General features: G+C 37.2%; 25 protein-coding genes and 4 pseudogenes. 23 read left to right on the top strand and 6 right to left on the bottom strand.

Annotated features, from left to right (window positions below; genetic code table 11):
* The first annotated feature begins 43 nt into the window (after positions 1-43).
* The 23 genes and pseudogenes from SP4011_RS06600 (at position 44) to radC (ending at position 21382) form a co-directional block, all read left to right on the top strand.
* A complete protein-coding gene (locus SP4011_RS06600; protein ID WP_057487458.1) occupies positions 44-271 on the top strand; it encodes a DUF5965 family protein in 228 nt (75 codons plus the stop codon).
* Positions 268-657, top strand: a complete 390-nt coding sequence (locus SP4011_RS06595; protein ID WP_057487459.1) for a DUF5945 family protein — start codon at positions 268-270, stop codon at positions 655-657. Before SP4011_RS06600 ends, SP4011_RS06595 begins: the two co-directional genes overlap by 4 nt.
* A gap of 49 nt (positions 658-706) precedes the next feature.
* A complete protein-coding gene (locus SP4011_RS06590) occupies positions 707-997 on the top strand; it encodes a hypothetical protein (RefSeq protein ID WP_057487460.1) in 291 nt (96 codons plus the stop codon).
* Positions 998-1066: 69 nt separating this feature from the next.
* Entirely contained in the window at positions 1067-1543 is a 477-nt protein-coding gene (gene pezA / locus SP4011_RS06585) for a type II toxin-antitoxin system antitoxin PezA (RefSeq protein WP_338618396.1), read from the top strand.
* The gene (gene pezT / locus SP4011_RS06580; protein ID WP_338618393.1) at positions 1543-2325 is read left to right on the top strand and encodes a type II toxin-antitoxin system toxin PezT; all 783 of its coding nucleotides are present in this window, start codon (positions 1543-1545) and stop codon (positions 2323-2325) included. Before pezA ends, pezT begins: the two co-directional genes overlap by 1 nt.
* On the top strand, positions 2312-3607 hold the full coding sequence (locus tag SP4011_RS06575) for an ABC-three component system protein (protein WP_338618392.1): 1296 nt from the start codon (positions 2312-2314) through the stop codon (positions 3605-3607). Before pezT ends, SP4011_RS06575 begins: the two co-directional genes overlap by 14 nt.
* Positions 3600-3839, top strand: coding sequence for a hypothetical protein (locus SP4011_RS06570; RefSeq protein WP_338618390.1), 240 nt, complete (start codon positions 3600-3602; stop codon positions 3837-3839). The genes SP4011_RS06575 and SP4011_RS06570 overlap by 8 nt, the downstream gene beginning before the upstream one ends.
* Positions 3840-3841: 2 nt before the next feature.
* Positions 3842-4309, top strand: a complete 468-nt coding sequence (locus SP4011_RS06565) for an ABC-three component system middle component 1 (protein WP_338618388.1) — start codon at positions 3842-3844, stop codon at positions 4307-4309.
* Between the two features lie 4 nt (positions 4310-4313).
* Entirely contained in the window at positions 4314-6959 is a 2646-nt protein-coding gene (locus SP4011_RS06560; RefSeq protein WP_057487465.1) for an AAA family ATPase, read from the top strand.
* 330 nt (positions 6960-7289) lie between these two features.
* Positions 7290-7652, top strand: a complete 363-nt coding sequence (locus SP4011_RS06555) for an SAG1252 family conjugative relaxosome accessory protein (protein WP_057488249.1) — start codon at positions 7290-7292, stop codon at positions 7650-7652.
* Between the two features lie 6 nt (positions 7653-7658).
* Positions 7659-7967: pseudogene (locus tag SP4011_RS06550) on the top strand (MobC family plasmid mobilization relaxosome protein).
* 43 nt (positions 7968-8010) lie between these two features.
* Positions 8011-9876, top strand: a pseudogene (locus SP4011_RS06545) (SAG1250 family conjugative relaxase).
* Between the two features lie 275 nt (positions 9877-10151).
* Positions 10152-10349, top strand: a complete 198-nt coding sequence (locus SP4011_RS06540; RefSeq protein ID WP_057488251.1) for a hypothetical protein — start codon at positions 10152-10154, stop codon at positions 10347-10349.
* Positions 10304-10714 carry a hypothetical protein gene (locus tag SP4011_RS06535; RefSeq protein WP_225354853.1) on the top strand — a complete coding sequence of 137 codons (411 nt, stop codon included), beginning with the start codon at positions 10304-10306 and terminating at the stop codon, positions 10712-10714. Before SP4011_RS06540 ends, SP4011_RS06535 begins: the two co-directional genes overlap by 46 nt.
* A gap of 155 nt (positions 10715-10869) precedes the next feature.
* Positions 10870-11732 (top strand): annotated as a pseudogene (locus tag SP4011_RS06530) (aldo/keto reductase).
* Positions 11733-11734: 2 nt separating this feature from the next.
* Positions 11735-12592 carry an aldo/keto reductase gene (locus tag SP4011_RS06525; RefSeq protein ID WP_338618382.1) on the top strand — a complete coding sequence of 286 codons (858 nt, stop codon included), beginning with the start codon at positions 11735-11737 and terminating at the stop codon, positions 12590-12592.
* A 27-nt stretch (positions 12593-12619) separates the two neighbouring features.
* Positions 12620-13282 (top strand): annotated as a pseudogene (locus tag SP4011_RS06520) (NAD(P)H-binding protein).
* Positions 13283-13880: 598 nt separating this feature from the next.
* Entirely contained in the window at positions 13881-15140 is a 1260-nt protein-coding gene (locus SP4011_RS06515; protein WP_050087645.1) for a UDP-N-acetylglucosamine 1-carboxyvinyltransferase, read from the top strand.
* A gap of 15 nt (positions 15141-15155) precedes the next feature.
* A complete protein-coding gene (locus SP4011_RS06510) occupies positions 15156-15707 on the top strand; it encodes a GNAT family N-acetyltransferase (protein ID WP_164226316.1) in 552 nt (183 codons plus the stop codon).
* The gene (spxR, locus tag SP4011_RS06505; RefSeq protein ID WP_173234034.1) at positions 15700-16977 is read left to right on the top strand and encodes a CBS-HotDog domain-containing transcription factor SpxR; all 1278 of its coding nucleotides are present in this window, start codon (positions 15700-15702) and stop codon (positions 16975-16977) included. Before SP4011_RS06510 ends, spxR begins: the two co-directional genes overlap by 8 nt.
* 15 nt (positions 16978-16992) lie before the next feature.
* Positions 16993-17853 (top strand): methionyl aminopeptidase, encoded by an 861-nt coding sequence (locus SP4011_RS06500; RefSeq protein WP_000631537.1) that lies wholly within the window; start codon positions 16993-16995, stop codon positions 17851-17853.
* Positions 17854-18367: 514 nt separating this feature from the next.
* A complete protein-coding gene (pcrA, locus tag SP4011_RS06495; protein WP_338618377.1) occupies positions 18368-20659 on the top strand; it encodes a DNA helicase PcrA in 2292 nt (763 codons plus the stop codon).
* A gap of 42 nt (positions 20660-20701) precedes the next feature.
* On the top strand, positions 20702-21382 hold the full coding sequence (gene radC / locus SP4011_RS06490; RefSeq protein WP_164226318.1) for a RadC family protein: 681 nt from the start codon (positions 20702-20704) through the stop codon (positions 21380-21382).
* On the opposite strand, the gene SP4011_RS06485 is transcribed toward radC, so the two are convergent.
* The 6 genes from SP4011_RS06485 to SP4011_RS06460 all read right to left on the bottom strand — a co-directional run bounded on the left by SP4011_RS06485 (position 21379) and on the right by SP4011_RS06460 (position 25469).
* Positions 21379-22068, bottom strand: a complete 690-nt coding sequence (locus SP4011_RS06485) for a gamma-glutamyl-gamma-aminobutyrate hydrolase family protein (RefSeq protein ID WP_164226319.1) — start codon at positions 22066-22068, stop codon at positions 21379-21381. The genes radC and SP4011_RS06485 overlap by 4 nt on opposite strands.
* 17 nt (positions 22069-22085) lie before the next feature.
* Positions 22086-22727, bottom strand: a complete 642-nt coding sequence (locus SP4011_RS06480; RefSeq protein WP_042900738.1) for a redox-sensing transcriptional repressor Rex — start codon at positions 22725-22727, stop codon at positions 22086-22088.
* An 82-nt stretch (positions 22728-22809) separates the two neighbouring features.
* The gene (locus SP4011_RS06475; RefSeq protein ID WP_176139217.1) at positions 22810-23025 is read right to left on the bottom strand and encodes a DUF4649 family protein; all 216 of its coding nucleotides are present in this window, start codon (positions 23023-23025) and stop codon (positions 22810-22812) included.
* Positions 23026-23032: 7 nt separating this feature from the next.
* Positions 23033-23380: a DUF1831 domain-containing protein gene (locus SP4011_RS06470; protein ID WP_000863540.1), complete on the bottom strand. Its 348-nt coding sequence runs from the start codon at positions 23378-23380 to the stop codon at positions 23033-23035.
* A gap of 4 nt (positions 23381-23384) precedes the next feature.
* Positions 23385-24500, bottom strand: a complete 1116-nt coding sequence (locus SP4011_RS06465; protein ID WP_338618370.1) for a cysteine desulfurase family protein — start codon at positions 24498-24500, stop codon at positions 23385-23387.
* Between the two features lie 9 nt (positions 24501-24509).
* Entirely contained in the window at positions 24510-25469 is a 960-nt protein-coding gene (locus tag SP4011_RS06460) for a ribose-phosphate diphosphokinase (protein ID WP_001283810.1), read from the bottom strand.
* Between the last annotated feature and the right edge of the window lie 40 nt (positions 25470-25509).

Here is a 25509-nt window from a genome sequence, read left to right as displayed (position 1 = left end):
AAGTCCGCTATCATAATCTAGAAAGAGACAAGTAGGACACCCTATGAGTGTGATTGAACGTCTGGCTGAAAAAGTAGCTAGACAAGAAGAAAAGGTCTCACGTGAGACTGAGAAATTGGAAAACTATCGTGACCAACTACAAACAGCTATGTATAGTACCTTTATCAAACGGCAACAATCTAGTCAGTTGTCATTTTATGAAGCACTAGAGCAAACCTTTGGTAAAGAAACCCCACTACAACCCAATTATAGAAATGAGGATACAGAATGAGTAAAACATGGAATTTTGATCAGCCACTAGATGATGTGAAATCAACATCGTCCCATGAAGAACGAGCAAAAATTGCAGCACTTTTCCATAAACAGGATGATAAACCAATTGAAGAAGTAGATTATGTAGCTGCTTTTGAACATAAACAAAAAGAGTCAGAATCTAAAGATGCCCAAACGCCTGAATCAAAAGTTAAACAAACTCAGCCGAAGAAAGTAAATATCACAAGTGACTATAAACAACACTTGGCAGATACCATTGAACAAAACAACAAGGATATTTCCGCCTGTCAGAAGCAAATTGAAGAACTTCATCAATTGATTGATGAAAAGAAAATCCAAAATAAAAAGTTGCAGGCTATTTCAGTAGCCATTGATGATTTATAAGTCAGGTAGTCCTATGCAGGCTACCTTTTTACAATTTAAGGAGAAGATAATGAATTTTTTTCAAAAGAAAACACAGAATCAGGATCAATTTAAACGACTGATTCATCGACTATCAGAGATGTCAGATACTGAGCTAACCAAAGTAGAACAACTCTTAGATGTGGTCTTTGATCCAAGTTTCAAGTCTAGTGAGAGAGTAGAAATATCTCGGAACATTTTAACCACTAAGGAACAAAGTCTTGATAGGTCAACCCAGGAAGCTAAAAATAAACTGAATACTGAGCAGTTGGAGAAGCGAATAGAGCAGTTTAAGCAATCGAAGAAGCCTAAAAACGGATAACGCACCATATTTGGTGCATTATTCGTTTTTTATGGTATAATGAAAGCAAATATGAGGAGGTCTTTATCTATGATTGGAGACAATATCAAATCACTACGCCAAATACACGATTTAACACAGCCAGAATTTGCGAAAATGGTTGGGATTTCACGCAATAGCCTAAGTCGTTATGAAAATGGATCTAGTACAGTTTCAACAGAACTCATCGACCGTATTTGTCAAAAATTTAATGTTTCTTATGTCGATATTGTAGGGGAGGACAAGATGTTAACACCTGTTGAAGATTATCATCTGACTTTAAAAGTAGAAGTGATAAAAGAACGTGGAGCAGCCATTTTATCAAAGCTTTATAGATACCAGGATAGTCAAGATATTGCTTTTGATGATGAAACCAATCCTTGGATTTTGATGAGTGATGATTTGGCTGAATTGATCAATACGAAAATTTACCTTGTCGATACTTTCAATGAGATCGAGCGTTATAATGGCTATTTAGACGGTATCGAGCGGATGCTAGACATGGTACATTATTGGATGGTGACTTAATGAGATTGGAAGAATTTAGTGAGGTTGAATTTCAGAAGGCTTTGCAGCGAACTATTCGGGCCCTAACTCGTGGCAAGACGATTCCGTATCAACCGAAAGCCATTTTACTTGGTGGGCAAAGCGGAGCAGGTAAGACGACTACTCATCGTATTAAGCAAAAGAAATTTCAAGGCAATATCATTATCATCGATGGTTACAGCTATCGTTCTCAGCATCCCAATTACTTAGCCTTGCAAGAAAAGTATGGTAAAGACAGCGTGGACTATACCAAGGGATTTGCAGGAAAAATGGTAGAGCATCTGGTTGACGAACTCAGCACTCAAGGCTACCATTTGTTAATTGAAGGGACTTTGCGTACCACTCAAGTTCCTCGTCAGACTGCTCAATTATTAACTTCTAAAAGTTACCAAGTTTCTTTAGCTGTAATTGGCATCAAACCAGATCTTTCTTATCTCAGCACCTTGATTCGTTATGAAGAACTTTATGCCATAGATCCCAATCAGGCTAGAGCAACCCCTAAAGAATATCATGATGGTATTGTAGGGCATTTGGTTGATAACCTACGAGAGTTAGAAGGTGAACAACTCTTTGACCGTATCCAAATTTACCAAAGAGATAGGACTTGTATCTACGATTCTGAATCGGACAAAGGTACCGCAGCAGAAGCTCTTCAAAACTGCCTCTTTGGGAAATGGAGTAAGGTTGAGAAGGAGATGCTGAAGGTGGGGAAAGAACAACTGAGGGAGTTGATTGAAAATGGGGTGAATAATGAAAGTAGATAGAAGAAATGCAGTATCTAGTTGGAGTGGTTATAATCATCAAGGAAAAGTAGGGATTTTTTTAGCTATTCGAGAACTTAAAAAGTTAACTGATGCTAGAGAGGATTATTCAAAATATAAATTAATATTCGAAAAAAATGGTGGAGAAGATGTTGATATTTGTTACTCGACAGCTGTCGTATCAAGGCATCAGGTAAAAGCAAAGAAAGACGGAAAATATCCAAACGATTATGCAAATGTTAGAACTATAAATTCTGAAAATTGCCGCACAGGATACCAAATTTTGGGGACAACAAATCAAGATAGATATTTACACGTGATCTGTGAAGTTAATGGTTGGGACATGGATAAGAGCACTTTTAAAAAGAGTTACAGTGGTGCTAAGTATGTCCCTAATAAGAGTAAAGTTCAATTATATACTTATCCGGATGGTGAAAAATATTGCAATTTAGTTGGTGGTAGAATCTCTCCAATTGATGATTTTTGTATTGCAGATATTAAAGAAATATTGAAACATTCAAATATTACTTTAAGTAATGATGAGGATCACATAGAGGAGACATTATTAGAAATTAATGAATTGGTTTCCAGACGAATTAGTAAGGCACATAATGCAGGAAAAGGCGTTTATCCTGTTATATATTTTCAAGAGCTAAATAAAATAATAACTTCAACAGAAAAGCGTCAAAGGCGGTCTATTAGAAGAGCGAAAAATCTCTTTGCACTTTATTGGAATGAAAATTTGGATAATGATGCTGATAATACAGTTATAAATGAAATTCTAAACTTAGCCGAAGACGATTTTGAAAATCTATTAATTGACTTACATCCAGATGGGAAAATTTTAGATCTAAAAAAAATTAACAATCTGGATAATTTAGTTGATAGATATAGCATTAAATATATTTTTTATAATTTTTTAAAATGGTGTAAAGAAGAAAAATTCATATTAGATAATTTGCATTATCAAACTAATCAGGAGTCATTTAGATTAAGTTTGATCAATGCACCAAAAGCGGCTGCTGGGGAAGTAAAAGATAGTATTATGCAAAATATAGGACTTAGACTTATAAGAACTATTTTTGATACAGATTATTTAATCAATATGAATATTGATGGTAGAAAATTTTTTGAAGAGCACCCTATTCATGAAGAAGGGAAGGAAAAATTGGAGTCTGGTTTTGTAGGAGAGGTGAAGGACAATATATTTTCATCCAATTTGGAATATATCGATTATGAAAATACTGTTCGAAAATTGAAGGAGGATCAAGACAGTGATGAATAATTTCATAAAGCAAGTTATAGAAAACCATGGTTATAGATCATACGGTAAGGTAATTGAATTTTGGGAAAATAGCAATGAATTTTTTTTGATTCAAGAATATGATAAAGAAATGCTTCGATCAAATATCGAAAAGGATGTAAATTTTTTTACCTGTGAGCAAACGAATAACTTAGTTTATGAATTTGAAAAAATTCAAAACCAAAAAATCAAAAAAATACTTCTTTATTTATAACCGTGAGAGTTGATAATCTTGAAGAAGATTATAATAGATTTAAAAATATAACAATGAAAATAGAAGAGGACGAATATTATTTCAGAAAATATGTTATTTTCTATACTGAAGATGGGCTCAGTAAAATAGAGCCTAGTACTCAATCTTTGCTGAATTATATTCAATCTGAGAGTTCTGAAAATGAAAGTTTATTTGACAAATTTGAAAATAATATGTTTTTTGATGATGCTTATTTTATCGCTATGCAATTAATTGTCAAGTTACCATTTATTTCTCTTCCTCATTCAGATAATCGCTTCGAAGTGATTGAAGATAGAATTAAAACTCGCATTGAACGCGAAGGTTTAATAGATAAGGAAAATCAGGTAGATCAAATCTTAGATTTATTTGATGAAAATAAAATTAGTGAACAACTTGGAGATGAAACGAATAGTATATTGGCTAGTTTATATCAAATTTTAGGAGACTGAGTTTGTGAAGATTAAAAAGATTTTAATTTATAATTTCAAGAATTTTAGGCATAAAACAGTTATTGACTTTAGTGAAGATATCACGTTTTTAGTAGGACCAAATGGATTTGGAAAAACAACAATTTTTGATGCAATTGAGCTGGGACTGACAGGTAACCTTTCCCGTATTAATAAAGTAACTGGTGAAAATATTGCATATAATAAACCTTTCTTTCAAAATGAACTAGGTTATCCAGTAGTTATAAAGTTATGGTTAGAGAAAGAGCAAGGTAATCAACTTGTAATTGTAAGAAGCTTAGTGAATGATTCTCCTAACAGTAAAAAAGTTTTTGCCCCTCTTAAGTCAACAAGTCAGTTTAAACTATCAAGACAAGACGAGGTGGATGATACTAATTTTACTGAAATAGATAATATTAGACTATCTGATCTTACCCAAAGTTCGATTGATGAATTTTTGGGTGTTAAAGGAAAATATGAGATAGAAAAGATTTTTAATTTATTTAATTATATTCAACAAGAGGAGACGACATTTTTTCTAAAACAAACTGAACAAGAGAGGAGTGATAGTCTATCATTTTTGGTAAAAACTGATGAAATTGAAGAAAAAATAGAGAAAATTGATAAAATAATTCGAGCAATTAATAGTAAATTAGATAATCTGCAAGTAACACAGAGAACATTAATTCAGCGTAAGCTAGCGGATGTTCTGTATGAGAGGCTATTTACTCATCATGAATTTGACTTTGACAAACAAGCTCCATTTTCAAGTGAGAATCTTGAACAATTGACAACTTTTCAAGCTACTGTTCAGAGCATTATTAATTTTAAGCGGAATTTTTCAGTTTCAGAATATAAAAAGCGTAATGAACGTGACCATAAAAAACAAGAAATAACTAATAGTCAGGATGTTTTATATTACTCAATTTTGTTTCCAATTATTAATGGATTTGAGAATAAATGGCTGTGGGAGAAGTATATATTAAATAATCCGATATTATTTGAATATACGCTTCTAGAAAATTATGTTCAATCATTTGAGTCTATTACTCGTGAAAATGAGAGAAGAGAACAATTGAATCAATATTTGAGGAATCTGTCAAGTGACACCAATCAGATGACAGCACAGTCTTTTGGCTATGTTCAGGGGGATAGTTTAGCAAGTGATTTTGAATCACTAAAACAACAGTTTGAAAGATATCAGGATTTAAGAAGTCAAGCAAATCAAGTTGATAAAAATTTAAATGATTTAACGCAACTTAGGAAGAATTTAGGTAATCGATTTAATGAATTACGTCAACATCACCATGTTGTTGAGAATAAGTGTCCGTTTTGTGATTCCCAGTTTCAATCATTTGAAGATTTAAAGAAATCTTACGATAATTATAATGCGTACCTAACTAGTATTTCATCTCAGAGTAGTCAACAATTGCAAGCAATTCAATTATCAATAGACTCCTCAATTCAGCAAGTTAAACAAAAAATCACCGCTGAAATAAACAACCTTACTACCGACATAGATGAGAGGCTATTAGCTAAATTACAAGAATTACATGATAAATATGAACGTTATTCTCAAAATATTAATGGATTTAAAACTTTTATTCAGCTGTATACAGCCATATTACCTTATCCGTTGGGGAGTTTGGAATTTGAAGTTTATAATAGGCAGTATCAGTTTAACTTACAAGAATTCCGATCTAATTTAGTAGTTGATGATGACATTTACCGTTTAGTAGTAGATGTTAATAATCAAGAAATTACAAACAGATTTGAAGAATTGAAAAGAGAATTTCCTGAATTACAATTAGAGACATACCAGTTGAATCAAATACCGAATCAAAAAATAAGTAAATCTATGCTTGATACAAGGTTATCTGAATTGAAACAATATATTAACTCTCAAATTGATGATAGGTATGCAATCAATGAGAATCTGATAATGGATACTGAGAATATCTTTCCTATGTATTTTCAAAATGACGTTAAACTGTTAGAGAGTACTAGTATTGAAGCTCTGGAGCAGAAAAAACTTTACCTCAATAAGCAACATAATTTAGTTCAAAATCAGCGGTTCCAAGATTTATCTCATCAGATAGATATATTAGAAAAAACTGAAGTAAGATTGAAAGAATTAAACATGGTATATAAAGAAGAGGTGAGGCAGTTTAAAATAAGTATTGTAAAACAGCTGCGTATTCCATTTTTTATCTATTCTGCAAAAATGTTGCAAAACTATCAACAGGGAATGGGAATTTTTTTAACTTATAGAAAAACGAGTGAGGACGACGCTACTAAGAAGATGATTATTAGGTTTAAATCGGATTCTAGTAATGACCATGATGCAATGAATCAATTAAGTACAGGTCAACTGGCAGTTGTCTCGCTTGCATTTACTCTTTCTTTGAATACGATGTTCAAGCTATCTGATAATTTGAATTTCTTAATGATAGATGACCCTATTCAGGATATGGATGCGATGAATGTACTATCATTTATCGAGATTTTACGTCATGGTATTATTGAAAAATATCAAATTATTTTATCAACCTATTGTGATCAGAATGCGCTATTTATGGGATATAAATTTGCTAATTCAAATCCTCAACCTGATATCCAGTATAAAAATGTGCGTGAATTACAAGGACAATAATAATTTACTTCGAGAGCTGTTAGGCTCTCTTTTTTCTCACCATTACTTTGATAATGTGATATCTTTTCCAAATCATCCCTGATATCCTTATATCATTCCAAGAAAATCAATTTTTGATTTTCTACTAGGTGTTTGGGGGCTGAGCCACCAAGTTATCTTATCGTTAGCTGATCAAAACTGGTAGGTTTTGATTAGCTGGCGATATGATTTTAGGGATATTGTGGACACAATATCTGAGCTCGCGAAGACCTGAAAGGAAGATATTATGCAGCGCCGTGTCTAATACGAGTGCGGGGATGTACCGATAATAAAGAACTAGGAGAATTCAGGATGGGAAACTTAGTTAGAGAGATACGCAAGGAAATCAATTTTTCAGTAAAAGAGTATCAAGAAATACAAAATTTGATGATACAGGATGGATATGAGCAATTCTCCCCTTTTGCTAGGGGTAAATTATTAGAACCAAACTGTCAATCATCCCCGCAACTTGAAGATTGGATAAAATATTTACAGCACCAAAAAGTAGAACAGATTTATCGAGATCTACATGAGCTACTTGTTCTAGCAAAGTCGTCACAAACCGTTATAATAGAACATCTTGAAATCATTTTGACCTGTGTTAAAAACTTGATGAAGGAAATTGAGATAAGTATTCTATTAAGCCATTCATTCAAAGACAAGTACATGAGGTAAGTTATTATGGAAAATCGTTATCGAACCAATTTGAAAAAAGTGTATTTGAGTGACCAAGAATTAATTATCCTCAACAAAAATATTGCTTATAGCCCATGTCCAAACTTTTCTCATTATGCCAGAAAAACCTTACTCGATTCTGGTATGAATTTTATCACAATCGATACAAGAGGATTTCAAGACCTGATTTTTGAAATTCGTAGGATTGGAAATAATATAAACCAGATTGCACGTGCGGTAAATCAAAGCCACCTATTAAGTCTACAACAAGTAAAAGAATTGTAGCTCGGTATAGCTGAGTTAGAAAAACAGTGACAACAAGATTTTGACATAAAGTGTCAACGATTGAGAGAATTTTATGGTCATCACTAAGCACTATGCTGTTCATGGGAAAAAATACCACCGTCAATTAATTAAATATATTCTTAATCCTAAGAAAATAAGGAATTTATCGTTGATTTCAGATTTTGGGATGAATAATTATCTTGATTTTCCTGACTATGTGGAACTGGTAAAGATGTATCAAAATAATTTCCTTTCAAATGACCAACTCTACGATTCACGGTTTGATAGACAAGAGAAAAAGCAACAGAAAACACATGCTCATCATATTATTAAATCTTTCTCAACTGAAGATACATTAAGCCCAAAGGAAATCAATCGTATTGACTATGAAACGATAAAAGAGTTGACAGGTGCTCACTATAAATTCATTGTTGCCACTCATGTTGATCAGGATCATTGTCATAATTACATTATTATCAACTCAATCGCCTGCTAATCTCAAAAAAAGTTGAAGTGAGACTACGCTCTTGAAAGAAATTTACAAATGATTTCGGATAGAATTTCTAAAGTAGCTGGTGCAAAAATTATTCCCATTAAATGCTATTCTCATAGGGATTACGAGGTCTATCGCTGTTCTAATCACAAATACGAATTGAAGCAGAGGTTATCTTTTCTCATGGAACATTCAATTGACTTCAATGATTTTATGAAAAAAGCTGAGCAACTAGATGTTAAAGTAGATTTCTCAAGGAAACATAGCCGATTTTTTATGACAGATAGGAATATGAAACAAGTCATCCGAGGAGATAAGCTGAATAAGAGAGAACCCTATTCAAAAGAATATTTTCAACATTACTTTGCTAAGAGAAAGATTGAACAGATTTTAGAATTTTTGTTGCCAAGATCCAACTCATTTGATGATTTAGTTGAGAAAGCTCAGTTACTGGGAATGGAATTGAAGAGCAAGATAAAAATGATAGATTTTGTTCTTACTGATGGAAAAAGCTGCATTTCCATACCAAATAAGTTATTAAGAAAGAAAAATCTTTATGATACTGCGTATTTTGAAACCTACTTCAAGGAACTTGATGTGGTTGAAGTGCTTCAAAATAGTGACGTAAAAACGGAATTTGAAAAATTTGAAATGCAACAGTATTCAGACGTATTGACTGTAGAAGAAATAACCGAAGCTTATGAAAACGTATAAAACTAAGAGAGATGCTGTACATGAGTTTGAAGTTGAGATTGCTGAAGAGCAGGTTGAAAAGGTGGTTTCAGATGGACTTTTCATTAAGGTTTTGATGGGGATTGGACAAGAAGGACTAATCTTCATTCCAAATCATCAACTAAATATTTTAGAACAAGAAAATAAGAAACAGTATCAGGTTTTTATTCGAGAAACATCTTCTTATTTCATTTATCATAAAGAGAACTCAAAAAAGAATCGACATATGAAAGGAATGGACTTGATTCGCCAACTGACATTTGACAATAAGTCTCTGCCTTATATGAGACGAATAAGTCTGTCTAGCCTTCAACAAAAAATAGAAGAAATCAATTTATTGATGACCTTGCACACTCAAAATAAATCCTTTTTTGAATTAAAAGATGAACTGGTTGAAGAAATTGCACAGCTAGACATTGATTTAACAAACTTACAAGAAAAAATGCTATCCTAAACAAGATGGCGGAAGTCGTTGTTAACTTACAAAGTGAGAATCAAGACACTAAGCGACTAGCTAAGTATGAGCGTTCAAAGCTAAACTTATCGCAGTAGCTAACGATTGAGCGGGTAGAATCTGAGATTGAAGGTATTCAAAATCAGTTAAATAGTAAAATCAATGAATATGAAAATGCGGTGAGGAAGCTTGAAAATATTTTTAACATTCTCAGGAACAGAATAAATATAGTTGACGGAGAAGAGTTAAATCTATTTTAGTATTCACATTCTAAATACTATTATCAAAAATCACTATTTTACCCACGAGTTTTTATCGTTTATACAAAATCATGTCCAAAGGACAAGAAAAAAGATTTAGAGGTATAGAAATGAACTCAAGAAAAATAAAATTATTTACAACAACAGCGATTGCAACTATTTTGCTAGCTGCTTGCTAAGCAAATTCGACCAGCAATTCGACTGCAAGCTCAGCGAATATTGATAGTACTGTACTTCGAATCGCGGATCAAGGAATTTTCTCAGCTGGTGGGATTGTGACAACTTCTGAAGGAACTTTTGATCCAGCTAATCAATGGGAGAAAACCAGTGCCGGTCAGACTTCTCACGTTGACCATGCCAACGTTCTCTATCAAGTTCCAGAGGATGAAACAGAGGTACCAATGATTTTCCTACACGGCTTTGGGCATTGCGAAATAATTTCTTTGCCTACATTATTTCATTTTTATGGTTAGGCAGTATGCTGATCATCATTCATAATGAATGGCTCTATGTTCAAAAAATATCCAGTAAAACTGTCTGGTGGGTGATGATTCTTCTCTTTGCCTCCTCGTTATTCCTCTATGTGACGGCTATTGTTTCAACTAATTTTACCGATTCGTTAGCACAAGTTGTCTATGGCTTGATTGTCTTATTCATTACGGTTTCAAACAGAGAGCTTTATCGTTCGCTTTATCAAGATGATCCAAATAATCTTCTCTTAAAACAACGAATAGAAGACATGAAGAAATGGATATTCTTTGATACGATTGGGAAAGTCGTCGGTCTTGTCTTGCAGCTACTATTTTTCCGCCAGCCATGCTTCTTTCCGTTCTTTTGACTCTGGTAGTTCTTGTGATTCTAAGGCAATTGAAGGAGGATTAGGTTTAGTATAGATAGTAGTATTAAAAAAAAATGAATACTGCTATTTTTCTTTGCTATTGTACAGCTAAACAAAATAGGACTATAATAAGGTTAGAAAGTGAGATGAATCCTATGAAACACATTAGTTTGAACAATGGAGTGAAGATGCCAATTCTTGGATTTGGTGTTTTCAAAATTCCTGCCAGTGAAACCAAGCAGGCCGTACTTGATGCTATTAAGGTTGGCTATCGTCATTTTGATACGGCTCAGTCTTATGCCAATGAAAAAGAAGTTGGTGAAGCTATCGCAGAATCAGGTTTGCCAAGGGAAGAATTTTTCATTACTAGCAAAGTCTGGCTAGAGCATTACGGTTATGAGAAAACGAGAAAAGCTGTTCTACATTCATTGGAAGTCATGGCTTAGATTATCTAGACTTGATGCTCCGTCATCAGCCCTTTTCAGATTACTATGGTTCTTATCGTGCCTTGGAGGACTTGTATAAAGAAGGTAAACTGCGTGCCATTGGTGTCAGCAATTTCTATCCCGATCGTCTGAGTGATCTGGTGGCTTTTAATGAAATCACACCACAGGTCAATCAAGTTGAAACTCATCCGTTTAATCAACAGATTTTCGCACAAGAGAATATGATCAAAAACAATGTTCAGATGGAGTCATGGGCTACTTTTGCAGAAGGTAGAAATGGCATCTTTTCTCATCCGACACTAGTGGTGATTGCGGAAAAATATGGTAAGTCCACAGCTCAAATTATGATTCGTTGGCAGGTGGAGCGTGGTATCGTCTACTTGACAAAATCAGTAAAACCAGAGCGTATGGCTGAGAATATTGATGTTTTTGATTTTAACTTAACGGATGAAGATATGACAGCCATTGCAGAACTTGATACAAAAGAAAGTCTGTTTTTCAATCACCAAGATGCTTCAACAGTTGACATGTTCTTGCGTTTGATTGAACAGAGAAAAAATGGAGGAAACTAAAGATGAAAACAATTACTTTAAATGATGGCAATCGTATTCCAGCAGTTGGATTTGGTGTTTTCCAAATTCCTGCAGACGGCTCGACCTATACAGCTGTTAAGGAAGCCTTAGAAGTTGGTTACCGTCATATTGATACAGCACAAGCTTATTTTAACGAAAAAGAAGTCGGACAAGCTATCAAAGATTCAGGCATTCCACGTGATGAAATCTTTGTCACTAGTAAACTTTGGATTCAAGATTATGCTTACGAAACTGCTAAAGCAATCATTGATGCAACCTTGGAAAAAATGGGGCTTGATTACCTTGACCTCCACCTGCTTCACCAACCTTATGGCAAAGTCGAAGAAGCTTGGAAAGCTCTAGAAGAAGCCAAATCAGCTGGTAAAATCAAATCAATCGGTGTATCAAACTTCACGTCAAACTTTTGTAATCAATTTGTTCCACATTTCAATACGATTCCAGCTGTTAACCAGGTAGAGTTCAACCCATATTTCCAACAAAAAGCTCTACGTGATTTGCTTGCAAAGGATGATGTTAAAATCGAAGCTTGGGCGCCACTCGGACAAGAAAATAAAGATTTATTTGCTGAACCAATCATCACAGCTTTGGCTAACAAATATGGCAAAGATGCTGGGCAAATTATTTTGCGATTTGAAGTGCAAGAAGGTATCATTGTTTTGCCAAAATCAACCAAGAAAGTTCGCATGGCATCAAGCAAAAATATTTTTGATTTTGAATTGACCGCTGAAGAAATGGCAGAGATTCGTGCCCTTGATAAAGAAAAAGGTGTTCATGACCCAGACGCACCAGGTGTTGGAGATTATCTCTTGTCAGTTTATGACATTCATGCTAATGATTAATTTTTAAGATTATTTGAGGAATAATAAATGAAAAATGTTTTAATTTTGGGTGCCAATGGACAAATTGCACGGATTGTAGCGAAGCGTCTTTTGGGCGAACAAGATGATGTTCAATTGACACTTTATTTACGAAAAAGTCATCGTGTTGATGACTTAGTGGCTATGAATCCTGCGCGTGTAAGGATAGTAGATGCTGACATTCACGACCAAGAAATGTTGGACAAGCCTGTTCAAGGACAAGATATTGTTTTTATTTCAAATGTTGACCATGACCCTGATAACAAACTGACTCAAGGTGTTATTGCAGCAATGATTAAAAATGATGTTAAACGTCTTATAGCTTCAAATGTTTTAGGAATTTATGGAGAAGTTCCTGGAGAATATGGTCGTTGGAATACAGAAATGCTTACGTAAGCAGGACTCAATCGAGCTCGACGTTCTGACGAATTGTTAGAAAAATCAGGTTTAGATTACACCACTTTACGTTTGCCTTGGTTAAATGACCGTGATGAGCTGAAATACAGTATTACGCACAAAGGAGAATCATATGTCGGTGTCTCCGGCTCACGTCAAAGTATGGCAGACGTTGTTGTCAAAATGATTGCTGATCCAACTTACCTCAATAGAGAAAGTATAGGTCTTGCAGACCCCGATACTCAAGGATTGACACGTCCTGTTTATGATAAATAGAGAAGGATAAAAAATGAAAGTCGCAACATTTATTGAATCAGGGAAAACGACAGATAGAAGTAATCCTGAGTCACGGTTATTTTTAAAATAGATTGTCTGATAGGATGCTAGCCTGAAAACGTCTTGTTCATGAAATATAGGACGGTATGTATCAAACGCTTCTGTGAACTGAGAGAAGGGGGAGAAGTTCTTGTTAAAATTTAGTTGAACAGCCGTATTCCGATACTTAGATAAGGGAGCTAGTCTTAGCTCCTACTTGGTTTCAGGGGACAAAAAAGGGCAATAGCGATTCGAGAAAGATTAGTAATTCATACTCTTCGAAAATCTTTTCAAATCACGTCAATATCGCCTTGCCGTAGGTATAGGTAACTGACTTCGTCAGTTCTATCTACAACCTCAAAACAGTGTTTTGAGCAGCCTGCGGCTAGTTTCCTAGTTTGCTCTTTGATTTTCATTGAGTATTAAGTAATTCAGTTACTAACTCGTCAACTCTGATTTATCCAATAAAATTGAAAAGGATGGAAAAAAGGTTGCATTTATGATATAATTTATTTTAAAGACCTTATTAGAAATCTTGAAAGAGTATTGAAAACTTAGAATGAGAAAAATTGTTATCAATGGTGGATTACCACTACAAGGTGAAATCACTATTAGTGGTGCTAAAAATAGTGTTGTGGCCTTAATTCCGGCTATTATCTTGGCTGATGATGTGGTGACTTTGGATTGTGTTCCAGATATTTCGGATGTAGCAAGTCTTGTCGAAATCATGGAATTGATGGGAGCTACTGTTAAACGTTATGACGATGTCTTGGAGATTGATCCAAGAGGTGTTCAAAATATTCCAATGCCTTATGGTAAAATTAACAGTCTTCGTGCATCTTACTATTTTTATGGGAGCCTCTTAGGCCGTTTTGGTGAAGCGACAGTTGGTTTACCGGGAGGATGTGATCTTGGTCCTCGTCCGATTGACTTACACCTTAAGGCGTTTGAAGCTATGGGTGCCACTGTTAGCTACGAGGGAGATAACATGAAGTTATCTGCTAAAGATACAGGACTCCATGGCGCAAGTATTTACATGGATACGGTTAGTGTAGGGGCAACGATCAATACGATGATTGCTGCGGTTAAAGCGAATGGTCGTACTATTATTGAAAATGCAGCCCGTGAACCTGAGATTATTGATGTAGCTACTCTCTTGAATAATATGGGTGCCCATATCCGTGGGGCAGGAACTAATATCATCATTATTGATGGTGTTGAAAGATTACATGGAACCCGTCATCAGGTGATTCCAGATCGTATTGAAGCTGGAACATATATTTCTTTAGCTGCTGCAGTCGGCAAGGGGATTCGTATAAATAATGTTCTTTACGAACACCTAGAAGGATTTATTGCTAAGTTGGAAGAAATGGGAGTGAGAATGACTGTATCTGAAGACAGCATTTTTGTCGAAGAGCAGTCTAATTTGAAAGCAATCAATATTAAGACAGCTCCTTACCCAGGCTTTGCAACTGATTTGCAACAACCGATTACCCCACTTTTACTAAGAGCGAATGGTCGTGGTACAATTGTTGATACAATTTACGAAAAACGTGTAAATCATGTTTTTGAACTAGCAAAGATGGATGCGGATATTTCGACAACAAATGGTCATATTTTGTACACGGGTGGACGTAATTTGCGTGGAGCCAGTGTTAAAGCGACCGACTTAAGAGCTGGTGCAGCTTTGGTTATTGCTGGTTTGATGGCCGAGGGACAAACTGAAATTACAAATATCGAGTTTATCTTACGTGGTTATTCTGATATTATTGAAAAATTACGTAATCTAGGAGCGGATATTACACTTGTTGAGGATTAAACCGTAGAGGTGTTTATGAATATTTGGACCAAATTAGCAATGTTTTCTTTTTTTGAAACGGATCGCTTGTATTTGCGTCCTTTCTTTTTTAGTGATAGTCAAGACTTCCATGAGATAGCCTCAAATCCAGAAAATCTTCAATTTATTTTCCCGACTCAGGCAAGTCTGGAAGAAAGTCAATATGCACTGACCAATTACTTTATGAAGTCCCCTTTGGGAGTATGGGCTATTTGTGACAAGAAAACTGAAAAAATGATTGGTTCTGTTAAGTTTGAAAAGTTAGATGAAATTAAAAAAGAAGCAGAACTTGGCTATTTTTTGAGAAAAGATGCTTGGTCGCAAGGATTTATGACAGAGGTTGTTAGAAAAATTTGTCAACTTTCTTTTGAAGAATTTGGCTTAAAACAATTATCCATCATTACCCACCTTGAAAATGAAGCTAGTCAACGGGTTGCCCTTAAGTCTGGATTTCGATTGATTCGTCAGTTTAAGGGAAGTGATCGCTACACAAGGAAAATGCGAGATTATCTTGAGTTTCGCTTTGTAAAGGGAGAAGTTAATGAGTAAACACCAAGAAATTCTAAGCTATTTGGAAGAATTACCCGTTGGTAAAAGGGTCAGTGTTCGTAGTATTTCAAATCATCTGGGAGTCAGTGATGGAACTGCCTATCGGGCCATTAAAGAAGCTGAAAACCGTGGAATTGTGGAGACCCGTCCTAGAAGTGGAACAATCCGCGTCAAATCCCAGAAAGTTGCGATTGAAAGATTAACTTTTGCTGAAATTGCAGAAGTGACTTCTTCTGAGGTTCTGGCTGGGCAAGAAGGTTTAGATAGAGAATTTAGTAAGTTTTCAATTGGTGCCATGACTGAACAAAATATCCTGTCCTACCTTCACGATGGGGGGCTCTTGATTGTCGGAGACCGAACCCGTATTCAGTTGCTAGCCTTGGAAAATGAAAATGCAGTTCTGGTTACAGGGGGATTTCAGGTTCATGATGATGTACTTAAACTGGCCAATCAAAAAGGGATTCCTGTTCTGAGAAGCAAGCATGATACTTTCACTGTCGCGACCATGATCAATAAAGCCTTGTCAAATGTCCAAATCAAGACTGATATTTTGACAGTTGAGAAGCTTTATCATCCAAGTCATGAGTATGGTTTTCTGAGAGAGACAGACACTGTTAAAGATTATTTGGACTTAGTTCGTAAGAATCGAAGCAGTCGTTTTCCAGTTATTAACCAACATCAGGTTGTCGTTGGAGTTGTAACTATGAGAGATGCGGGCGATAAGTCACCAAGTACCACAATTGACAAGGTTATGTCGCGTAGTCTATTTTTAGTTGGATTATCGACAAATATTGCCAATGTTAGTCAACGGATGATTGCTGAAGACTTTGAAATGGTACCAGTTGTTCGGAATAATCAAACCTTGCTTGGAGTTGTGACACGACGAGATGTCATGGAGAAGATGAGCCGTTCCCAAGTTTCGGCTCTACCGACTTTTTCTGAGCAGATTGGACAAAAACTTTCTTATCACCATGATGAAGTAGTGATTACAGTGGAACCCTTTATGCTTGAGAAAAACGGTGTTTTAGCTAACGGTGTATTGGCGGAGATACTGACTCACATGACCCAAGATTTGGTTGTGAATAGTGGCCGCAATCTCATTATCGAGCAAATGCTGATCTACTTTTTGCAGGCTGTTCAGATAGATGATATACTGCGCATTCAAGCACGGATTATTCATCATACGAGACGATCAGCTATTATTGACTACGATATTTATCATGGTCACCAGATTGTTTCAAAAGCAAATGTAACCGTTAAAATTAATTAGAAACTAGGAGAAAAAATGATAACATTAAAATCAGCTCGTGAAATCGAAGCTATGGATAAGGCCGGTGATTTTCTAGCAAGTATTCATATCGGCTTACGTGATTTGATTAAGCCTGGCGTAGATATGTGGGAAGTTGAAGAATATGTTCGCCGTCGTTGTAAGGAAGAAAATTTCCTTCCGCTTCAGATTGGTGTTGACGGTGCTATGATGGACTATCCTTATGCTACCTGCTGCTCTCTTAATGATGAAGTGGCTCATGCTTTCCCTCGTCACTATATCTTGAAAGATGGTGATTTGCTCAAAGTTGATATGGTTTTGGGAGGTCCTATTGCTAAATCTGACCTGAATGTCTCAAAATTAAACTTCAACAATGTTGACCAAATGAAGAAATACACTCAGAGCTATTCTGGTGGTCTAGCAGACTCTTGTTGGGCTTATGCTGTTGGTACACCGTCCGAAGAAGTGAAAAATCTGATGGATGTAACTAAAGAAGCCATGTATAAGGGGATTGAGCAAGCTGTTGTTGGGAACCGTATTGGTGATATCGGTGCAGCCATTCAAGAATACGCTGAAAGTCGTGGTTACGGTGTAGTGCGTGATTTGGTTGGTCATGGTGTTGGCCCAACCATGCACGAAGAACCAATGGTTCCTAACTATGGTATTGCTGGTCGTGGACTCCGTCTCCGTGAAGGAATGGTCTTGACTATTGAACCGATGATCAATACAGGTGACTGGGAAATTGATACAGATATGAAGACTGGTTGGGCCCATAAGACTATTGACGGTGGACTATCTTGTCAATATGAACACCAATTTGTCATTACTAAGGATGGTCCGGTAATCTTGACTAGCCAAGGTGAAGAAGGAACCTATTAATAAAAAGTGAAAAGACTACTGGAAGTTTATTTTGATAAAAAATCCAGTAGATCTTTTCATAATAAAACGCATTGTATCAGTATTAGGGGCTGATATCATGCGTTTTTCTGATTTTAAGATTTTTTCCAACTCTGTTTGTAACCACATCATAACAAAGGGCCTAGGATTCAGAGCTCTCCTCCTATATACTATTAGTAAAGCAAAACTAGGGGAGAATATTTTAGTGTCGCAATCTATTGTTTCTGTAGAGGTTCCACAATATTGTCGTTTTGATTCTAAAAAGAGAAATGGAATCCTGTTTAACGTTCGTATTGCCAATCTTAAATTTACTTTTTTATATTGAGGTATTGAGCTAGTTTATGAAAAAATTGAGTGAAAAAGTCGAGTGTTTTAGAAACCCACAGTGTAGTATTTTAGTTTCAATCCACTATATTTTGCTACTCCCCGTAAAGTTTCTATTTTCCCTGAATTCTGATATAATAGAAATATTGACTTCAAGAGTAAGGAAGAGAAGATGAACGCATTATTAAATGGAATGAATGATCGTCAGGCTGAGGCGGTGCAAACGACAGAAGGGCCCTTGTTAATCATGGCGGGGGCTGGTTCTGGAAAGACTCGAGTTTTGACCCACCGTATCGCTTATTTGATTGATGAAAAGCTGGTCAATCCTTGGAATATCTTGGCCATTACCTTTACCAACAAGGCTGCGCGTGAGATGAAAGAGCGTGCTTATAACCTTAATCCAGCCACTCAGGACTGTCTGATTGCGACTTTCCACTCCATGTGTGTGCGTATTTTGCGTCGTGATGCGGATCATATTGGCTACAACCGTAATTTTACTATTGTGGATCCAGGGGAGCAGAGAACGCTCATGAAACGCATTCTCAAACAATTGAACTTGGATCCTAAAAAATGGAATGAACGAACTATTTTGGGGACCATTTCCAATGCTAAGAATGATTTGATTGATGATGTAGCTTATGCTTCCCAAGCTGGCGATATGTATACGCAAATCGTGGCCCAGTGTTATACAGCCTATCAGAAAGAACTGCGTCAGTCGGAGTCGGTTGACTTTGATGATTTGATTATGCTGACCCTGCGTCTCTTTGATCAAAATCCTGATGTTTTGACTTACTATCAACAGAAATTTCAGTACATCCATGTTGATGAGTACCAAGATACCAACCACGCTCAGTACCAATTGGTCAAACTATTGGCTTCCCGTTTTAAAAATATCTGTGTGGTTGGAGATGCGGATCAGTCTATCTACGGTTGGCGTGGTGCTGATATGCAGAACATTTTGGATTTCGAGAAAGATTATCCCCAAGCCAAGGTTGTTTTGTTGGAGGAGAATTACCGCTCAACTAAAACCATTCTTCAAGCGGCCAACGAGGTAATTAAAAACAATAAAAACCGCCGTCCTAAGAATCTTTGGACTCAAAATGCGGATGGGGAGAAAATCGTTTACTATCGTGCCGATGATGAGCTGGATGAGGCTGTATTTGTAGCCAGAACCATCGATGAACTTAGTCGCAGTCAAAACTTCCTTCATAAGGATTTTGCAGTTCTCTATCGGACTAATGCGCAGTCTCGTACTATTGAGGAAGCCCTGCTCAAGTCAAATATCCCTTATACCATGGTCGGTGGGACAAAGTTTTACAGCCGTAAGGAAATCCGCGATATTATCGCTTATCTTAATCTTATTGCCAATTTGAGTGACAATATCAGTTTTGAACGTATTATCAACGAACCGAAGCGTGGAATTGGGCCAGGTACAGTTGAGAAAATCCGTGATTTTGCGAATATGCAAAACATGTCCATGCTAGATGCTTCTGCAAACATCATGTTGTCTGGTATCAAGGGTAAGGCAGCTCAGTCTATCTGGGATTTTGCAAATATGATGTTAGATTTACGAGAGCAGCTAGACCAATTAAATATTACAGAGTTGGTTGAGGCTGTCCTTGAAAAAACAGGTTACGTCGATATTTTAAATGCTCAAGCGACTTTAGAAAGCAAGGCTAGGGTTGAAAATATTGAAGAGTTCCTTTCTGTGACGAAAAACTTTGATGATACCTCTGATGGTCCAGAAGAGGAAACTGGTCTGGATAAACTGAGTCGTTTCTTAAATGACTTGGCCTTGATTGCGGATACAGATTCAGGTAGTCAGGAGACATCAGAAGTGACCCTGATGACCCTGCATGCTGCCAAAGGTCTCGAGTTTCCAGTTGTCTTTTTGATTGGGATGGAAGAAAATGTCTTTCCACTTAGTCGTGCGGCTGAAGATCCAGATGAATTAGAAGAAGAGCGCCGTCTAGCCTATGTAGGTATCACGCGTGCAGAGAAAATCCTCTATCTGACAAATGCCAACTCACGCCTGCTTTTTGGTCGTACCAACTACAACCGTCCGACTCGTTTTATTAACGAAATCAGTTCAGACTTGCTTGAGTATCAAGGTCTGGCTCGTCCAGCAAATACAAGCTTTAAAGCATCATATAGTAGTGGTGGCCTTTCCTTCGGTCAAGGAATGAGTTTGGCTCAGGCTCTTCAAGACCGTAAACGCAGTGCAGCCCCAAAATCTATCCAGTCAAGCGGTCTTCCATTTGGTCAATTTACAGCTGGGGCAAAATCAGCGTCTAGTGAGTCAAATTGGTCCATTGGTGATATTGCCCTCCACAAGAAATGGGGAGAGGGAACTGTTCTGGAAGTTTCAGGTAGCGGTGCTACTCAGGAATTAAAAATCAATTTCCCAGAAGTAGGTTTGAAAAAACTTTTAGCCAGTGTGGCTCCAATTGAGAAAAAAATCTAATTTTTCATCCTTCTCACGAATAATAAAGTGAGGAGGATTTTTATGTACAGTATTTCATTCCAAGAAGATTCATTATTACCAAGAGAGAGACTGACCCAAGAAGGAGTAGAAGCGCTCAGTAATCAAGAGTTGCTAGCTATTTTACTTAGGACAGGAACACGTCAAGCCAGCGTTTTTGAAATTGCCCAGAAAGTCTTGAACAACCTTTCAAGCCTAACAGATTTGAAAAGAATGACCCTGCAGGAATTGCAGAGTCTGTCTGGTATCGGTCGTGTTAAGGCTATAGAGTTGCAAGCTATGATTGAACTGGGACATCGTATTCATAAACATGAGACTATTGAGATGGAAAGTATTCTCAGCAGTCAAAAGTTGGCTAAGAAGATGCAACAGGAATTGGGGGATAAAAAACAAGAGCACCTGGTGGCGCTCTATCTCAATACTCAAAATCAAATCATCCATCAACAGACCATTTTTATCGGTTCTGCAACTCGTAGTATCGCTGAGCCGCGAGAGATTCTTCACTATGCTATCAAGCATATGGCGACTTCTCTCATCTTGGTCCACAATCATCCTTCGGGAGCGGTAGCCCCTAGCCGAAATGATGATCAGGTTACAAAACTTGTCAAAGAAGCCTGCGAACTGATGGGGATTGTCCTCTTGGACCATTTGATTGTCTCACAATCTAGTTACTTTAGTTACCGTGAAAAGACAGATTTAATCTAAAGTTCATTAACGACATAGTCAAAGAGGTTTTTATCTTTGGGACGATTTTCAAATAGAAACTCTGGATGCCATTGGACACCGAGAAAGGCAACATCATCCGTACTCATGACAGCCTCAATGATACCATCTTTAGGATCATGAGCCGCAATCTTTAAATTTGGTGCTAAATCCTTAATGCTCTGATGGTGGAAGGAGTTGATATGGGAAATTTCTCCATAGATTTCTCGGAGAACAGTATCAGGTTCTGTCACCAAGCGTTGAGTTGTGTACTCGGCAGAACAATCCTGCCAATGATCTTCGATATCTTGGTACAGAGTTCCGCCCATGGCAACGTTAAAAAGCTGAGTCCCACGACAGACGGAGAAAATAGGCTTTTTCTGTTTAATGGCTTCCTTGATGAGGGCCAGTTCGAAGATATCTCTTTGAAGGTGGTAGTCATCGCTATCAATGGTTTTCAGTTCGCCATAGAATTTTGGATCAACATTTTGTCCACCTGTCAAGATGAGCTTGTCAATCAAACTGATATAGTGGCTAGCCATTTCTTGATCACCAATCGGTAGGATGATGGGAATCCCTCCAGCGTCTTTAACGCCTTCAACAAAGCCTTTTGCTGCGTAGCTCATCATGATGTCATCATCTGGATGAGTTTTTTCGTTTCCTGTAATCCCAATAACTGGTTTTTTCATAAAATGATTTTCGCTTTCTAATCCTCTTTTCGCATGAAGTAGAGGAGGGTTTGGAGTTCACTTGTCAAATCGACATACTGAACGACCACGTCTTTTGGTAAATGCAGATGTACTGGTGAAAAACTGAGAATTCCTTTCACGCCAGCATCTACCAAGAGATTGGCAACCTCTTGTGACTTGACGCTGGGAACGGTCAGGATAGCAGTCTTCACATCAGCATTCTTGATTTTATCCTTGATTTGAGAAATTCCGTAAATGGGAATCCCATCAGGAGTTTGGGTCCCGACCTCAGGGTGGTCATCTAGATCAAAGGCCATGATAATCTTCATCTTGTTACGTTCGTGGAAGCGATAGTGGAGAAGGGCATGGCCCATATTTCCAATACCTACCAGCATAACATTGGTGATGGAGTTATCATTGAGCAAATCGGCAAAAAATGTCATCAGTTTTTTGACATCATATCCAAATCCACGCCGACCTAGTTCACCAAAATAGGAAAAATCCCGACGTACGGTCGCTGAATCAATCCCAATGGCCTCTGCAATTTGCTTAGAGTTGGCACGTTCAATCTTTTCTGCATGAAATCTCTTAAAAATTCGATAGTAGAGAGAGAGTCTTTTCGCTGTAGCTTTTGGAATAGCAGACTGTTTATCTTTCACAAAATCACAACCTTTCTATTCTTCTATTTTATAGAAACATTGTGAAAAAATCAACAAAAACAAGAAAAAACTAAGAAAAATCTTAGTTTTGTTGTAAAAAATCTGCATGTGATAGAAAACGGTAGAGGTCTCCGACCAGTCCTTGGTAAACTTCCTGTCCCTCAAAAGTCAAAGAAGTCACATACAGTGTATCTGGTAGGGTTACACATCCTGACAGAGCTAGCATGAGAGCTTCATAATCCTCATACTTGAGAGTACGCTCAACATGATAGCTGTCCTTATAGGTCAGTTCAAACATTTTAGCTCTATCTTTCTGATTTTGTAAAGACACCACGTTCTACCAAGCTATCCATGAGGAAGTAGAATTTTTCCTGATGAATGTGGTGGTCTTCTGATTTGAAAATATCAACTAGACGTAGCCCAAACTTGTCAGTGATATTGATTTTAGCCCCTGTAAGTTCCTTGTTAATGATGATTTTAAGTTGGAAGCCTTCACCGCTGTTTGGCACTTTTTCAAGTAGGCGAGTTAGTTCATAGTTACCAACCTTTGTCTCAAAAAAAGTATTGTCTTTGAGGGTGAATTTTTTAACAGAAGGGCTAAGAGTGTAGTCGTAACGACAATTTTTTAACTGAATGGTTTTTTCAAATGCCATATGGCTAACCTCCGATAATTTCTTTTAAGGTTTTTGCGAGGGTTTGTAGGTCTTCAACAGTATTTTGTGGAGACAAACTGATACGAACGGATTCCTTCAAGCGGTCTGAATTTGCTCTGTACATGGCTTCAAGAACATGGCTGGATTGGACAATGCCTGCTGTACAGGCTGAGCCAGTAGAGATTGAAATTCCAGCTAAATCTAGCCGAAGGAGTAAGAGGTCATTTTTTTGATCAGGAAATCCAATATTGAGGACATAAGGGAGATGATGTTCTCCTCTATTCAAGTAATATTGAATGCCCTCTAGTTCTGCCAGAAAGGCAGTTTCTAAATTTTGTACATGTCGAAAATGTTCTTCCTGTTTTTCTAGGTCTTCTTTTAGGGCTGCAACCATACCCACGATGGCAGCTAGATTTTCAGTTCCGGCTCGTTTTTTCTGTTCTTGGTCTCCGCCATGAAGATAGGAATCAAAATCCATGCTAGATGCGTAGAGAAAACCGATTCCCTTAGGACCATGGAACTTGTGGGCAGAAGCAGTGAGAAAATCAATGCCCAATTCTTCTGGGTGTATAGGGATTTTACCAATAGCCTGAACTGCATCGACATGATAGGCGGCTGGGTGTTGCTTGAGTATTTGGCCAATTTCAGCAATGGGCAGTAGGTTTCCAGTCTCATTATTGGCAAACATGGTAGAAACCAAAATCGTATCGTCACGTAAGGCCTCTTGAATTTGCTGGGCGGTGATTTCTTGATTTTCTGGCTGGATAATGGTTGCTTCAAACCCAAAGTGTTGAACCAAGTAATCAATTGTTTCAAGGACAGCATGGTGCTCAATAGCAGTTGTGATAATATGTTTTCCTTGTTCTTGGTGACGAAGGCAGTAACCAATGATAGCAGTATTGTTGCCTTCTGTCCCACCAGAAGTGAAAAAGATATGTTGAGGTTTTGTCCCCAGTAACTGAGCTAGCTCCTGACGGGCTTCTCGCAATAGTTTGCCAGCTCGACGACCATGAGCATGAATACTAGAAGGATTTCCATAGGTTTCTTGCATAACCTCGGTCATAGCTGAAATAGCAACTGCTGACATAGGAGTCGTTGCAGCATTGTCCAAATAAATCAAAGAATCACCTTATTTCTTTTTGTTGTAGGCAAAGAGTGGGCTGACTGGTTTTCTTTCGTGGATACGGACGATAGCATCACCAATTAACTCACTAGCAGTGATGTAGCATACGTTTTTAGGAGTTTTTTCTTTTGTTGCTACTGAATCAGTCACAAGAATTTCTTTAATATTAGTATTGTCAAGAAGTTCAGCAGCTCCTTCGACGAAGAGGCCGTGGCTAGAAACAGCATAAATTTCTGTAGCTCCTTCACGTTCAACGATTTTAGCAGCTTCAGAGAAGGTACGTCCTGTATTCAGAATATCATCAATCAAGATGGCTTTTTTACCTTCAACATCACCGATAATATAACCTTCGTTGCGAGTTGCATCATCCTGAGGGTAGTCGATAATGGCGATAGGAGCATCAAGATACTCAGCCAAGCTACGCGCACGTTTGACACCTGAATTTTTAGGGCTAACGACAACAACATCTGAACCGAGTAGTCCCTTATCGCAGTAATGTTTTGCAAATAGGGGAACAGTGAAAAGATTATCCACTGGAATATCAAAGAAACCTTGAACCTGAACGGCATGCAAATCAAGAGTCAGGATACGATCAACCCCAGCCTTAACCAGCATATTGGCAACTAGTTTTGCTGTAAGTGGCTCACGAGGACAAGCAATGCGGTCTTGACGTGCATAGCCAAAATATGGAAGGACAACGTTGATACTGTGGGCACTTGCGCGCACACAAGCGTCGACCATGATCAACAATTCCATTAGGTGGTTGTTAACAGGGAAACTTGTTGATTGGATGATGTAAACATCATAACCACGGACACTTTCTTCGATATTTACTTGGATTTCTCCGTCTGAAAATTGACGTGATGATAGTTTTCCAAGTGGGACACCAACAGCTTCAGCAATTTTCTGTGCAATCTCTTGGTTAGAGTTGAGTGCGAAAAGTTTCATGTTTTTTCTATCTGACATTATAGACCGTCCTCTGTAAACTTTTTAAATCCTAGTGATA

This window comes from Streptococcus parapneumoniae, assembly GCF_037076355.1.
In the GTDB taxonomy this organism is placed as follows: Bacteria; Bacillota; Bacilli; order Lactobacillales; family Streptococcaceae; genus Streptococcus; species Streptococcus parapneumoniae.
This window is presented reverse-complemented; position numbering and strand designations above follow the sequence as displayed.

What these genes read in the sequence shown, in the direction of transcription:
- SP4011_RS06600 (WP_057487458.1), top strand. Translation starts at nt 44, where the DNA reads ATGAGTGTGATTGAACGTCTGGCTGAAAAAGTAGCTAGACAAGAAGAA.
- SP4011_RS06595 (WP_057487459.1), top strand. Translation starts at nt 268, where the DNA reads ATGAGTAAAACATGGAATTTTGATCAGCCACTAGATGATGTGAAATCA.
- SP4011_RS06590 (WP_057487460.1), top strand. Translation starts at nt 707, where the DNA reads ATGAATTTTTTTCAAAAGAAAACACAGAATCAGGATCAATTTAAACGA.
- pezA (WP_338618396.1), top strand. Translation starts at nt 1,067, where the DNA reads ATGATTGGAGACAATATCAAATCACTACGCCAAATACACGATTTAACA.
- pezT (WP_338618393.1), top strand. Translation starts at nt 1,543, where the DNA reads ATGAGATTGGAAGAATTTAGTGAGGTTGAATTTCAGAAGGCTTTGCAG.
- SP4011_RS06575 (WP_338618392.1), top strand. Translation starts at nt 2,312, where the DNA reads ATGAAAGTAGATAGAAGAAATGCAGTATCTAGTTGGAGTGGTTATAAT.
- SP4011_RS06570 (WP_338618390.1), top strand. Translation starts at nt 3,600, where the DNA reads ATGAATAATTTCATAAAGCAAGTTATAGAAAACCATGGTTATAGATCA.
- SP4011_RS06555 (WP_057488249.1), top strand. Translation starts at nt 7,290, where the DNA reads ATGGGAAACTTAGTTAGAGAGATACGCAAGGAAATCAATTTTTCAGTA.
- SP4011_RS06525 (WP_338618382.1), top strand. Translation starts at nt 11,735, where the DNA reads ATGAAAACAATTACTTTAAATGATGGCAATCGTATTCCAGCAGTTGGA.
- SP4011_RS06515 (WP_050087645.1), top strand. Translation starts at nt 13,881, where the DNA reads ATGAGAAAAATTGTTATCAATGGTGGATTACCACTACAAGGTGAAATC.
- SP4011_RS06510 (WP_164226316.1), top strand. Translation starts at nt 15,156, where the DNA reads ATGAATATTTGGACCAAATTAGCAATGTTTTCTTTTTTTGAAACGGAT.
- spxR (WP_173234034.1), top strand. Translation starts at nt 15,700, where the DNA reads ATGAGTAAACACCAAGAAATTCTAAGCTATTTGGAAGAATTACCCGTT.
- SP4011_RS06500 (WP_000631537.1), top strand. Translation starts at nt 16,993, where the DNA reads ATGATAACATTAAAATCAGCTCGTGAAATCGAAGCTATGGATAAGGCC.
- pcrA (WP_338618377.1), top strand. Translation starts at nt 18,368, where the DNA reads ATGAACGCATTATTAAATGGAATGAATGATCGTCAGGCTGAGGCGGTG.
- radC (WP_164226318.1), top strand. Translation starts at nt 20,702, where the DNA reads ATGTACAGTATTTCATTCCAAGAAGATTCATTATTACCAAGAGAGAGA.
- SP4011_RS06485 (WP_164226319.1), bottom strand. Translation starts at nt 22,068, where the DNA reads ATGAAAAAACCAGTTATTGGGATTACAGGAAACGAAAAAACTCATCCA.
- SP4011_RS06475 (WP_176139217.1), bottom strand. Translation starts at nt 23,025, where the DNA reads ATGTTTGAACTGACCTATAAGGACAGCTATCATGTTGAGCGTACTCTC.
- SP4011_RS06470 (WP_000863540.1), bottom strand. Translation starts at nt 23,380, where the DNA reads ATGGCATTTGAAAAAACCATTCAGTTAAAAAATTGTCGTTACGACTAC.
- SP4011_RS06460 (WP_001283810.1), bottom strand. Translation starts at nt 25,469, where the DNA reads ATGTCAGATAGAAAAAACATGAAACTTTTCGCACTCAACTCTAACCAA.